Origin of the sequence: Kluyvera genomosp. 2 (assembly GCF_036759865.1) — a bacterium.
GTDB classification, from domain to species: domain Bacteria; phylum Pseudomonadota; class Gammaproteobacteria; order Enterobacterales; family Enterobacteriaceae; genus Kluyvera; species Kluyvera ascorbata_B.
This window is the reverse complement of sequence record NZ_JAPKIA010000022.1, coordinates 89804-101951: the sequence shown is the minus strand read 5'-3', so window position 1 is coordinate 101951 and position 12148 is coordinate 89804. Positions and strand designations below refer to the sequence as shown.

At 53.6% G+C, this 12148-nt stretch carries 17 protein-coding genes; 6 read left to right on the top strand and 11 right to left on the bottom strand.

The features are described from left to right. Positions 1–318: 318 nt before the first annotated feature. Positions 319–873, top strand: coding sequence for a gamma carbonic anhydrase family protein (locus V6942_RS21110; protein ID WP_106930870.1), 555 nt, complete (start codon positions 319–321; stop codon positions 871–873). Here the strand turns inward: V6942_RS21110 and V6942_RS21105 are convergent. The 6 genes from V6942_RS21105 to dprA are packed head-to-tail and all read right to left on the bottom strand — an operon-like array spanning position 849 to position 4640. Further along, positions 849–1106: a DUF1488 domain-containing protein gene (locus V6942_RS21105; RefSeq protein ID WP_106930868.1), complete on the bottom strand. Its 258-nt coding sequence runs from the start codon at positions 1104–1106 to the stop codon at positions 849–851. The genes V6942_RS21110 and V6942_RS21105 overlap by 25 nt on opposite strands. Further along, positions 1103–1921 carry a shikimate dehydrogenase gene (gene aroE, locus V6942_RS21100; RefSeq protein WP_106930866.1) on the bottom strand — a complete coding sequence of 273 codons (819 nt, stop codon included), beginning with the start codon at positions 1919–1921 and terminating at the stop codon, positions 1103–1105. Before aroE ends, V6942_RS21105 begins: the two co-directional genes overlap by 4 nt. A gap of 3 nt (positions 1922–1924) precedes the next feature. Further along, positions 1925–2497 (bottom strand): L-threonylcarbamoyladenylate synthase type 1 TsaC, encoded by a 573-nt coding sequence (tsaC, locus tag V6942_RS21095; RefSeq protein WP_106930864.1) that lies wholly within the window; start codon positions 2495–2497, stop codon positions 1925–1927. After that, complete coding sequence (locus V6942_RS21090; protein WP_106930862.1) at positions 2490–3044, bottom strand: type I DNA topoisomerase; 555 nt, start codon at positions 3042–3044, stop codon at positions 2490–2492. The genes tsaC and V6942_RS21090 overlap by 8 nt, the downstream gene beginning before the upstream one ends. Before the next feature lie 26 nt (positions 3045–3070). Beyond that, the gene (gene smg / locus V6942_RS21085; protein ID WP_106930860.1) at positions 3071–3544 is read right to left on the bottom strand and encodes a DUF494 family protein Smg; all 474 of its coding nucleotides are present in this window, start codon (positions 3542–3544) and stop codon (positions 3071–3073) included. Then, positions 3516–4640: a DNA-protecting protein DprA gene (gene dprA, locus V6942_RS21080; protein WP_106930858.1), complete on the bottom strand. Its 1125-nt coding sequence runs from the start codon at positions 4638–4640 to the stop codon at positions 3516–3518. The genes smg and dprA overlap by 29 nt, the downstream gene beginning before the upstream one ends. Positions 4641–4769: 129 nt before the next feature. Here dprA and def point away from each other — a divergent pair, with 129 nt between their 5' ends. The 5 genes from def to mscL all read left to right on the top strand — a co-directional run bounded on the left by def (position 4770) and on the right by mscL (position 9541). Continuing rightward, complete coding sequence (gene def, locus V6942_RS21075) at positions 4770–5279, top strand: peptide deformylase (protein WP_106930856.1); 510 nt, start codon at positions 4770–4772, stop codon at positions 5277–5279. A 14-nt stretch (positions 5280–5293) separates the two neighbouring features. Then, on the top strand, positions 5294–6241 hold the full coding sequence (gene fmt, locus V6942_RS21070; protein WP_106930854.1) for a methionyl-tRNA formyltransferase: 948 nt from the start codon (positions 5294–5296) through the stop codon (positions 6239–6241). A gap of 54 nt (positions 6242–6295) precedes the next feature. Next, the gene (gene rsmB, locus V6942_RS21065) at positions 6296–7585 is read left to right on the top strand and encodes a 16S rRNA (cytosine(967)-C(5))-methyltransferase RsmB (protein ID WP_182929920.1); all 1290 of its coding nucleotides are present in this window, start codon (positions 6296–6298) and stop codon (positions 7583–7585) included. Between the two features lie 21 nt (positions 7586–7606). After that, positions 7607–8983 carry a Trk system potassium transporter TrkA gene (gene trkA, locus V6942_RS21060; RefSeq protein ID WP_106930850.1) on the top strand — a complete coding sequence of 459 codons (1377 nt, stop codon included), beginning with the start codon at positions 7607–7609 and terminating at the stop codon, positions 8981–8983. A gap of 147 nt (positions 8984–9130) precedes the next feature. Beyond that, positions 9131–9541: a large-conductance mechanosensitive channel protein MscL gene (mscL, locus tag V6942_RS21055; protein ID WP_064541658.1), complete on the top strand. Its 411-nt coding sequence runs from the start codon at positions 9131–9133 to the stop codon at positions 9539–9541. Here the strand turns inward: mscL and V6942_RS21050 are convergent, their stop codons facing one another. The 5 genes from V6942_RS21050 to V6942_RS21030 form a co-directional block, all read right to left on the bottom strand. After that, entirely contained in the window at positions 9542–9757 is a 216-nt protein-coding gene (locus tag V6942_RS21050) for an alternative ribosome-rescue factor A (RefSeq protein ID WP_333501769.1), read from the bottom strand. A 72-nt stretch (positions 9758–9829) separates the two neighbouring features. Beyond that, positions 9830–10243: a Zn(2+)-responsive transcriptional regulator gene (zntR, locus tag V6942_RS21045; RefSeq protein WP_106930844.1), complete on the bottom strand. Its 414-nt coding sequence runs from the start codon at positions 10241–10243 to the stop codon at positions 9830–9832. 2 nt (positions 10244–10245) lie between these two features. Then, a complete protein-coding gene (locus V6942_RS21040) occupies positions 10246–10614 on the bottom strand; it encodes a DUF1992 domain-containing protein (RefSeq protein ID WP_106930842.1) in 369 nt (122 codons plus the stop codon). A gap of 110 nt (positions 10615–10724) precedes the next feature. After that, on the bottom strand, positions 10725–11111 hold the full coding sequence (gene rplQ, locus V6942_RS21035; protein WP_064541646.1) for a 50S ribosomal protein L17: 387 nt from the start codon (positions 11109–11111) through the stop codon (positions 10725–10727). 40 nt (positions 11112–11151) lie between these two features. Then, positions 11152–12141 carry a DNA-directed RNA polymerase subunit alpha gene (locus V6942_RS21030; protein ID WP_002919219.1) on the bottom strand — a complete coding sequence of 330 codons (990 nt, stop codon included), beginning with the start codon at positions 12139–12141 and terminating at the stop codon, positions 11152–11154. Between the last annotated feature and the right edge of the window lie 7 nt (positions 12142–12148).

Below are 12148 nucleotides of genomic sequence, written 5' to 3'. Positions count from 1 at the left end.
CTTTCGCTCACTGTTGCGAGGTGGCGTATATTACGCTTTCCTCTTTCAGAGTCAACCCTGATTTTCAGGATTTTTTCTCTTCAACCGAACCGGCTATTTAGTGTGAAGTGATTCACGTTTGCCGTCTCAGTGGGTGCGCATTATAGGGAACTTTGCTTTTTGCACAACCCCTTTTCTCAACTTTTTTTCTAAGTGTCGTTTTTTCACACTTTTCGCGCTGTAAGTGTTCAATTTGCTTAATTTTTGAGATGAGAAACCGACAAATTGAGCTGATAATGAACAGCTATTCCACCATGACACCGTTTTAATGAGGTAAACATGTCAGCCGTTTTACGCCGCTATAAAGATTTATTCCCCGTCATCGGCGATCGCGTGATGATTGATCCTACCTGCGCGATCGTAGGTGACGTCCGCCTGGCCGACGATGTCAGCATCTGGCCACTGGTTGTCGCACGCGGCGACGTTAACTACATCCAGATCGGCGCGCGCAGCAATATTCAGGACGGCAGCGTGCTCCATGTGACGCATAAGTCAGAAAAGAACCCGGTAGGCAATCCGCTGATCGTCGGCGAAGACGTTACCGTCGGTCATAAAGTGATGCTGCACGGCTGCACCATTGGTAATCGGGTATTGGTCGGTATGGGTTCTATTCTACTGGACGGCGTAATCGTTGAAGACGACGTCATGATTGGTGCTGGTAGCCTGGTGCCTCAGCATAAACGTCTGGAAAGCGGTTATCTTTATCTGGGAAGCCCGGTCAAACAGATTCGACCGTTGAAAGAGGCCGAACTGGAAGGATTGCGCTATTCGGCCAATAACTATGTGAAGTGGAAAGACGACTATCTGGATCAGGAAAGCCAGACCCAGCCCTGATCGTCCTCCTGTTGGTCGCGAATAAGATCGCTGGCTTCTTCTTCCAGATCCCAGCGATTCTCGCTAAACAGCGCCAGCCACTGCCGAGGTTCGTCCCCGCCAAAGCGACGAACCATGGTTTCCGCACTTAAAGCACACATTAACTGCATACCATTCACCAGCGCTGGAAAACAAACCGCCTGGAGGTCAGCACGCCACTCTTCGCGGTCAGGAAACTGGATCGCCTGATTCATGCGCCTAGCTCACGTTTGAGAGATGCAATGACCGGTTCAACGTCTGGTAAAACGCCATGCCACAGCAGAACCGCATGCGCCGCCTGGCCCACCAGCATCCCTAATCCATCTGCATAACGTTTTGCGCCATGCTGAATGCACCAGGCCAGAAAGGCCGTATTACCCTTTTGATAAAACATGTCGTAACAGCAAACCTGCGGGCCCACCAACGACGCCGGAATTGATGGTATCTCACCTGAAATTCCGCTGGATGTCGCATTAATGATCAGATCAAATGCATGCTCAGCTAGCTCAGACATCGGCTGCGCGCTCACGCTGCCGGTATGACGAAACAGTTCAGCGAGCGTTTGCGCTCTCGCATATGTACGGTTAGTGATGGTGACATGGCAGTCGAGCGAGAGCAGCGGCAACAGCACGCCGCGCGCCGCGCCACCAGCACCAATCAGTAAAACACGACAGCCCGGTTTAATCAGATGAAGCCGTTCCAGATCGCTCAACAGGCCGATGCCGTCGGTGTTATCACCGAGAATACGCCCATCATCGAGACGCTTGAGCGTATTGACTGCGCCTGCCAGAGCGGCGCGCTCAGTCAGCTCGTCGGCACGAGCGAATGCTTCTTCTTTAAAAGGAACCGTAACGTTCGCCCCTTTACCGCCCTGCTGGAAAAAGGCTTCCAGCGTCGGAACAAAACAATCTAACGGCGCCAGCATGCGGCCATACGGGTGCGCAATCTTGAGCTGTTCGGCAAACTGCTGATGAATAAACGGCGATTTGCTGTGTGCAATCGGGTTACCAAAAACGACGTAGCTTTCCATACGTTACCCCTGGCGAAAACGTTCACCCGTCAGGGCATCAAGAATTTCTGACGGATTCATCCGCCCCCCGGTTGGCGCATCAACAACGGGGAAGTCATCGCCAAATTGCGTGAGCACTTCCGCCGTAGTGCGGCACGGAGGCAGACCCGTCAGGTTAGCACTGGTCGACACCAGTGGTTTACCATAGGCCTTGCAGAGCGCAATCACGACAGGGTGATCGGTAACACGCACGGCCAGAGAGTTAAAGCGGCCGGTCAGCCAGGCAGGCGTCGTTGGCTTCGCCGGGAAGACAAACGTCACCGGCCCCGGCCAGCGAGCGAAGACCGTTGCGCGCTGCGCTTCGGTTAGCAGGCTGTCGTCAATATACGGTTGGAGCTGTTCAAAGCTAGCGGCAATGAGGATTAATCCTTTTTCAACCGGGCGCTGCTTCAGCGCCAGCAGACGCATAACCGCTTCTTCACTATCAGGATCGCAGCCGACGCCGAACACGGCTTCGGTCGGATAAGCGATGACTTCTTTATTATTCAGAGCAACAACCGCACGCTGTACGGCCTCTGAGGGCAGGTTTTTATTCACTGATTTGTTTCGCCGGAACCGGCTTTCCACATTGTTTACTGGCACAAAAACGTTTTACGCCCTGCGCCGTTTTCTTTTCGATAAGCAGCGGGTAGTGGCACTCAGGGCACTCTCCCGCAACCGGAGTGAAGTTAATGACGAACTGACATTCCGGATAGCGATCGCAAGAATGAAAGGTTTTGCCATAGCGGGAACGACGCTGCACCAGCTTGCCTTGCTGACAGGCCGGACAGGAAATTGCCGTTTCATCTGGCTTATCAATAACTTCAGTATGCTCACATTCCGGATACTGGCTACATCCGATGAACATACCAAAACGCCCTTGACGCAGCACCAGCACGGCACCACACGCGGGACACAGCTGCCCCTCCAGAATCTTCACGATATGTCCGTCCGCCTGGCTTTTCAGGGGACGGACATAATCGCATTCCGGATAATGAGAGCAGCCCAGGAACGGCCCATGCTTGCCGGACCGTATGACCAGTTCGGCCCCGCACTGTGGGCAGGGCTCGTGTTTAGGCACCGAAAACAGTGCTGATTTGACCATAACAACTCTTGATGCCGCATAATGAATTAATGCAGCATACCTTCATTCGTCTCGAAGAGTAATTCTTCCATTTGTTGATACGCGTTTTCACAGCCTGGAAGATTGAATAGCACCATTAAAATGACCCATTTCAGCTCTTCCAGCTCAAACTCTGCGGTATCCAGAGCCATCACGCGCTCAATAACCATTTCCCGCGTTTCGAGGTTTAGCACCTGAATCTGCTCGAGAAATAACAGGAACCCGCGACAGCTGGCATCCAGACGTTGGCTCTCTTCCTGAGTAAAAATACGCACGGAGAGAGGATCGGACGCAAGTTGCATCGGTTCAGCGAGGCCTTCCTGATAGTCGGCGAGCTTTTCCAGCCATATCAGCGCGTTGAAGATATCTTCACGTTCGAACCCTGCATCGGTGAGATCCCGAGTCAGTTTGTCCTGATCTACGCGCATGTCTGTTTCGTTATGGATGTAGGTCTCAAACAAATACATTAGTACGTCGAACATGGCCTGCCCTCCTTAATCGGACATAGCCGCCGGGTACAGCTGCGATCCATCCTGCTAACTCCAGTTCAAGTAGCTGGGCCACGGTCACTGGCACAGGTTGGCCGGCACGTTCAGCGACGACGTCAACAGGTGTTACCTCATCTCCTACGTTAGCCAGGAGCTCAGGAAATGGCAATGCTACGGATTCCTTATCTGCACAATAATTTGTCATTTCGGCACAATCAGGCAACTGTTTGTTTAGGCCCTGAAAAAATGCCAGAACATCTTCAGGCTCCGTCACCATCACGGCGCCCTGTTTAATCAGCCAATGTGGCCCTTCCATTCCCGGGTGGCCGATCGGGCCTGGAATGGCGAAAACCTCTCTGCCTTGCTCAAGCGCACAGCGTGCAGTCACTAACGAACCACTGCGCAGCGCCGCCTCCACAACCAGCACGCCATGGCTTAGCCCGCTGATGATGCGATTTCGTCGTGGGAAATGGTACGGCGCAGGCGTAGCCGCCAGAGGGAATTCAGACACCAGCGCGCCGCCGCACGCAACAATATCGTCAGCCAGAGCACGATGCCGACGAGGATAAATATGGTTCAGCCCGCTGCCAAGGACGGCGATCGTACCGCCTCCCGCCCGCAGCGCACCACGATGAGCCACGCCGTCAATACCCAGAGCCAGCCCGCTGGTAATCGTCATGCCGCGTTTTACCAACGCTTCGCAAAGATAGCGCCCCCAACGTTCACCATAGAGTGAATGCTGCCGGCTGCCGACAACGGCAAGCTGCGGCGACGACAGCAGCGGCAAATTGCCGCGCACGCACAACACCGCCGGATAATCAGCAATCGATCGCAGCGCCTCTGGATAGCGTGGCGAATCCGCATAGAGAAGATGGTTGCCTGGTTCTGCGAGCCAGCGGTTGGCCTCAACCATCTCAGTTGAGGAAAAAGCGAAAAAGCGCTCAGCCTGTTTCACGGTAAAGCCCAGCGAACAAAGCGTCTGGCGGGTAATAGCGGCCTGCTGGCGCAGCGCGCACAGCACATGCAGCATACCGTCGCCGTATAAATCATTTACCTTCAACAAACGAAAGGCCAATTCCTCGGGTGACATCCTTTCCCCCTTGCCACATGCGGCATGAGCAATCTTTGCGATTGGTCAGTGACTCTGTCAATTAGAGGGGGTTTTGTCTAGAATAGAGGTAATAATGTTTCCTACTCCTGAACAGAACTCTGGATATTTATGGCAGTTTTGCAAGTATTACATATCCCGGACGAGCGTCTTCGCAAAGTCGCCGCCCCGGTAAAAGAAGTAAATGACGAAATTCAGCGTATTGTCGACGATATGTTCGAAACCATGTACGCCGAAGAAGGTATTGGCCTGGCCGCGACCCAGGTCGATATTCATCAGCGTATTATCGTTATCGATGTTTCTGAGAATCGTGACGAGCAGCTGGTGCTGATCAACCCGGAGCTGCTGGAAAAAGACGGCGATACAGGTATTGAAGAAGGCTGTCTGTCTATTCCCGAGCAGCGTGCACTCGTACCGCGCGCCGAGCGTGTTAAAATTCGCGCTATCGGCCGTGACGGTAAGCCGTTTGAACTGGAAGCCGATGGCCTGCTGGCTATCTGTATTCAGCACGAGATGGACCACCTGGTCGGTAAGCTGTTTATCGATTATCTGTCGCCGTTAAAACAGCAGCGTATTCGTCAGAAAGTTGAAAAACTGGATCGCCTGAACGCGCGTGCCTAAGGATAAGGATTAACGTGTCAGACTCCCTACGTATTATTTTCGCGGGTACGCCCGATTTTGCAGCGCGTCATCTTGACGCGCTGCTGTCGTCTGAGCATCAGGTCGTTGGCGTGTTTACCCAGCCCGATCGCCCTGCCGGTCGCGGCAAGAAGCTGATGCCGAGCCCGGTCAAAGTCCTGGCAGAAGAGAAAGGGATCCCCGTCTTCCAGCCGGTTTCCCTGCGCCCAGAAGAAAACCAGAAGCTGGTTGCTGACCTGCAGGCCGACGTCATGGTCGTGGTCGCCTACGGGCTCATCCTGCCGAAAGCCGTGCTGGCGATGCCACGCCTCGGCTGCATCAACGTTCACGGTTCCCTGCTGCCGCGCTGGCGCGGCGCGGCGCCGATTCAGCGCTCGCTATGGGCCGGTGACAGCGAAACAGGCGTCACCATCATGCAGATGGACGTAGGTCTGGACACTGGCGACATGCTGCACAAGCTTTCCTGCCCGATTACCGCTGACGATACTAGCGCCAGTCTGTATGACAAGCTGGCTGAACTCGGCCCACAGGGTCTGCTGCATACGTTGCATCTGCTGGCCACCGGTACGGCGAAGCCTGAAGTTCAGGATGAAGCGCTGGTGAGCTATGCCGAAAAGCTCAGCAAAGAAGAAGCCCGGGTAGACTGGACGCTGGGCGCTGCTCAGCTAGAACGCTGCATCCGCGCCTTTAACCCATGGCCGATGAGCTATATCGTCATTGACGAACAGCCGGTCAAAATCTGGCAAGCAACGGTAATTGATAAGCCTGCAAACGCCGAGCCAGGGACCATTCTTGAAGCCAGCCGCCAGGGGATACAGGTCGCCACAGGTGACGGCATCCTGAATCTTCTCTCGCTGCAGCCAGCAGGTAAGAAAGCCATGAGCGCCCAGGATCTGCTGAATTCACGCCGGGAGTGGTTCGAGCCCGGAAACCGTCTGCTCTGACGGTTCGTACCTTTTTAAAGCCCGGAGTCTCCGGGCATTTTTATTTTTACGGTTATGAAAAAATATCTTAATTTACGCAGTATGGCGGCCCAGGCCGTTGAACAGGTTGTCGAAAAAGGGCAGTCTCTAAGCAACGTGCTACCGGCATTACAGCAAAAAGTGGCCGATAAAGATAAAGCGCTGCTGCAGGAACTGTGCTTCGGCGTGCTGCGCACGCTTTCGCAGCTTGAGTGGATGATCCAACAGCTGATGGAACGCCCGATGACGGGCAAACAGCGCACGGTTCACTACCTGATCATGGTTGGTTTTTACCAGCTGCTGCATACCCGTATTCCCCCACACGCCGCGCTGGCCGAAACCGTTGAGGGTGCGGTCGTCATTAAGCGTCCTCAGTTGAAAGGGCTAATCAACGGCGTGCTGCGTCAGTTCCAGCGCCGCCAGGAAGAGCTACTGGCCGAATTCGCGCAAAGCGATTTGCGTTTCCTTCATCCTTCCTGGCTGGTGAAGCGTATTAAGTCTGCCTATCCCCAGCAGTGGGAAGCCATTCTCGAGGCCAATAATCAGCGCCCGCCAATGTGGTTGCGCGTCAACCGCAACCATCATACGCGTGACGCCTGGCTTGGCCTGCTCGCGGAAGCCGGCATGACGGGTTACCCCCATCCAGAGTATCCGGATGCCGTGCGTCTGGAAACGCCAGCACCCGTGCACGCCTTGCCGGGGTTTGACGAAGGCTGGGTGACCGTACAGGATGCGTCCGCTCAAGGGTGTATAAACTATCTGCTGCCGGAAAACGGCGAACAGATCCTCGATCTGTGCTGTGCGCCCGGCGGTAAAACAACTCATATTCTGGAAGTCGCACCACAGGCCGATGTTATGGCGGTGGACGTCGATGAAAAGCGGCTTTCACGCGTTTATGACAACCTGAAGCGCCTGGGAATGAAAGCGACGGTAAAACAAGGCGATGGTCGTTATCCTGAGCAATGGTGCGGCGAGCAGCAGTTCGATCGTATTCTGCTGGATGCGCCGTGTTCTGCGACCGGCGTCATTCGCCGCCACCCTGATATTAAATGGCTGCGCCGGGATCGAGACATCGCCGAGCTGGCCCAGCTACAGGCCGAAATACTCAATGCCACCTGGGCGCATCTGAAACCAGGCGGTACGCTGGTGTACGCCACCTGCTCCATTCTGCCGGAAGAAAACCAACAGCAAATTGCCGCATTCCTGGCCCGTACGCCGGATGCCGTACTCTGCGAGACCGGCACGCCCGAGCAGCCAGGCCGCCAGAATTTACCCGGTGCCGAAGAAGGTGATGGCTTCTTCTACGCTAAGCTAATCAAAAAGTAATGAGATAACGGGTAGCAACTGATGAAAATTATCATTCTGGGCGCCGGACAAGTCGGCGGCACGCTGGCGGAAAACCTGGTCGGGGAAAACAACGACATCACCATCGTTGACACCAACGGCGAGCGCCTGCGCAGCCTGCAGGACAAATTCGACCTCCGCGTTGTGCAAGGCCATGCCTCACATCCTCGCGTGCTGCGCGAGGCGGGTGCTGACGATGCCGATATGCTGGTTGCTGTGACCAGTTCGGATGAAACGAATATGGTCGCCTGCCAGGTCGCCTACTCATTATTCAATACGCCTAACCGTATCGCACGAATCCGCTCACCGGACTATGTGCGCGACGCCGATAAGCTGTTCCAGAGCGACGCCGTACCGATCGACCATCTCATCGCGCCTGAGCAGCTGGTCATTGACAACATCTACCGCCTGATCGAATACCCGGGTGCGCTGCAGGTCGTCAATTTCGCCGAAGGCAAGGTCAGCCTGGCAGTAGTGAAGGCGTATTACGGTGGCCCGCTGGTGGGTAATGCCCTGTCGACTATGCGCGAGCATATGCCGCACATTGATACCCGCGTGGCGGCCATCTTCCGTCATGATCGCCCTATTCGTCCGCAGGGTTCCACTATCGTGGAAGCCGGGGATGAAGTGTTCTTTATTGCCGCATCACAGCATATTCGCGCGGTCATGAGCGAGCTTCAGCGGCTGGAAAAACCGTATAAGCGCATCATGCTGGTTGGCGGCGGCAATATCGGCGCCGGCCTGGCACGCCGTCTGGAAAAAGATTACAGCGTGAAGCTGATTGAACGTAATCAGCAGCGCGCGGCCGAACTGGCAGAGAAGCTGCAAAATACCATCGTCTTCTTTGGTGATGCATCGGATCAAGAGCTGCTGGCGGAAGAGCATATCGATCAAGTTGATCTGTTCATCGCCGTCACCAACGACGATGAAGCGAATATCATGTCCGCAATGCTGGCCAAGCGGATGGGCGCCAAAAAAGTGATGGTGTTGATCCAACGCCGCGCCTATGTCGATCTGGTTCAGGGCAGCGTTATCGATATTGCGATCTCGCCACAGCAGGCCACGATCTCTGCGCTGCTGAGCCACGTGCGCAAAGCGGATATTGTTGGCGTCTCGTCACTGCGTCGTGGCGTTGCCGAGGCAATTGAAGCCGTTGCTCACGGTGATGAAAGCACATCGCGGGTGGTTGGGCGCGTGATTGACGAAATCAAACTGCCGCCGGGTACGATTATCGGCGCAGTGGTCCGCGGGAATGACGTTATGATTGCCAATGATAATTTGCGCATTGAACAAGGCGATCACGTCATTATGTTCCTGACCGACAAAAAATATATTTCCGACGTAGAGCGATTGTTCCAGCCCAGCCCCTTCTTCCTTTAATTTTCCAAAGGCGCTCAAAAGGGCGCCTTTTTATTAACCCTCTCATATTTCAGGGTTAATTAATGCCGTCATATTTATTATCACCAATGGAAATTAGATAAACATTTGTTAAACTTATAAACGTCAGCTAGCACAAGGGAGAATAAAATGAGCATTATTAAAGAGTTTCGCGAATTCGCGATGCGGGGAAATGTTGTTGATTTGGCAGTGGGTGTCATTATTGGTGCGGCGTTTGGCAAGATTGTGTCATCTCTCGTCGCAGACATCATCATGCCGCCGCTGGGTCTTTTAATCGGTGGGATTGATTTCAAACAGTTTGCAGTGACGCTGCGTGACGCACAGGGTGATATTCCTGCCGTGGTCATGCATTACGGCGTATTCATCCAGAACGTATTTGATTTTATTATTGTCGCTTTCGCTATCTTTATGGCCATTAAGCTGATGAACAAGCTTAACCGTAAGAAAGAAGAACCGGCTGCCGCTCCGGCGCCAACAAAAGAAGAAGTGCTGCTGTCCGAAATTCGCGATCTGCTGAAAGAACAGAATAACCGTTCTTAATCAGGCCGCAGAAAGCAGAAAGCCAGTGGTAAAAAAGCACATTGCTTGTTTGCCACTGGCCTCCCAACCATATTGTTTACCGTGTTTTTCCTTACGTAAGTAGCTCCCTTTCCCTTTTTTGTTTTTCTCAACGCGCTGACGAAACAGCGGGTCATGCAACAGCGCTTCAAGCGCATTATCTTTAATCTGCCCCTTCGTATGCTGATAGCGGCTCATAAAATATCTCCAGTTGGGGTTATTGATACGCGGCGAGTGTAGATCTCATGGTTCAAAAATTCAACAATGATTTCACGACGCCCCAGCGCCCTGTTCAAGAATACTGAGAATGGAGCAAAATTCACTGCTGTGCGCGCTTCCACAGCAGGCATCATTCAGCTGTTTGAGCGCGTGCTGCATCGACTGCAGCTCTTCAATACGCAACTCCACTTCGCTGAGTCTGGCCTGGACAATGCTCTTAGATTCCTGGCAGGTATGGTGTTCCGGATCCACACGGATCGACAACAATTCGCGGATCGATTCGAGTGTAAAACCAAGCTGCCGCGCATAACGAATGAACTTCAGACGTTGAAGATCGTCGGCAGTATAGAGCCTGAACCCGCCTTCGGTGCGTACATCATGGCTCATCATCTGCTGCTTTTCATAATAACGGACGGTGTCAGGCGTGACGCCTGCCTGTTTTGCCAGCTCGCCAATTCGGTACATTGCTACTCCTCGTTAATTTTTTGCATGAGTTTATCGGCATAATCACCGCGCAAAAACTCGGTGCTCAGTCCCGCCTGCTGGAGCTTTAGCTCCATCAGCGCCAGCCTACGGCTCAGCTCATGGTAACGCCCGTCCTCCCGACGAATGCCTTTCAGCAGGTCGGCCAGCGCCATCGCCTCTTTACGTTGTTCAAGCTCAGGAGGTAAACAGCCTGCATTCTTCAACAGCCGGTAGCCGGAACGCAGTTCTGCCGGTACGGCGGAATCATCATCTAGGCTCAGAGGTTCACCCTGACCAGGAAGGTTATCAAATTCGCCTTTACGCTGGGCATCGCTGATATGACGTTCAGCCCATTGGTCCAGTAGCCACATCATTCGACTCCGTTGAATTGAACAAAAACAATACGGCTATTGTAGATAGGATGGGGGAAGAGGGGATATAAAAAAACCCGCCGAGGCGGGTTTTTTTACTTTACTGCAAATTACTCTGCAGCTGCTTCTGCTTTCGGCTCAGCACGATCAACCAGCTCGATGTATGCCATCGGCGCGTTGTCGCCTGCACGGAAGCCACACTTCAGAATGCGAGTGTAACCACCGGTACGGCTCGCGAAACGCGGGCCCAGCTCGTTAAACAGTTTTGCCACGATCTCGTTATCACGAGTACGGGCGAATGCCAGACGACGATTAGCAACGCTATCAGTCTTGGCAAGAGTAATCAGCGGCTCAACTACGCGACGCAGTTCTTTCGCTTTAGGCAGGGTCGTCTTGATGATTTCATGACGAACCAGAGAACCTGCCATGTTGCGGAACATAGCCTGGCGATGGCTGCTGTTGCGGTTCAGTTGACGACCACTCTTACGATGGCGCATGACCTTATCCTTCTCAGTAAAACCTTAACCTGTGATCCGGTTACTCGTCAGCAATGCTTGCCGGCGGCCAGTTTTCCAGGCGCATGCCCAGAGACAGACCACGTGAAGCCAGCACGTCTTTAATCTCGGTAAGAGATTTTTTACCCAGGTTCGGCGTTTTCAGCAACTCAACCTCGGTACGCTGTACCAGATCACCGATATAGTGGATAGCTTCTGCCTTGAGGCAGTTAGCAGAGCGGACAGTCAATTCCAGATCGTCAACAGGGCGCAGCAGGATCGGATCGAATTCTGGTTTCTCTTCTTTCACTTCCGGCTGACGTACATCACGTAAATCAACGAAAGCTTCCAGTTGTTCTGCCAGGATGGTTGCCGCACGACGAATCGCCTCTTCAGGATCGATTGTGCCGTTGGTTTCCATTTCGATGACCAGCTTGTCCAGGTCGGTACGCTGTTCTACACGCGCTGCTTCAACATTGTAGGCAATACGCTCTACAGGGCTGTAGCAGGCGTCGACCAACAGACGGCCGATCGGGCGCTCATCTTCTTCCGAATGAATTCGGGCAGAAGCCGGCACATAACCGCGACCGCGCTGAACTTTGATACGCATGCTAATAGCGGCGTTCTCATCGGTCAGGTGGCAGATCACGTGCTGCGGCTTGACGATTTCGACATCCCCATCATGGGTGATATCGGCTGCGGTCACAGGGCCAATGCCAGATTTATTCAAGGTAAGAATAACTTCATCTTTACCCTGAACTCTCACCGCCAGCCCTTTCAGGTTGAGCAGGATTTCAAGGATATCTTCCTGAACGCCTTCTTTGGTGCTGTACTCATGAAGTACACCATCAATCTCAACCTCGGTCACCGCGCAACCCGGCATCGATGAGAGCAGAATACGGCGCAGTGCGTTACCCAGAGTATGGCCAAAGCCACGCTCTAAAGGCTCAAGGGTCACCTTGGCGTGCGTCGAACTCACTTGCTCGATATCTACCAGGCGCGGTTTTAGAAACTCTGTCACAGAACCCTGCATTGTGTCC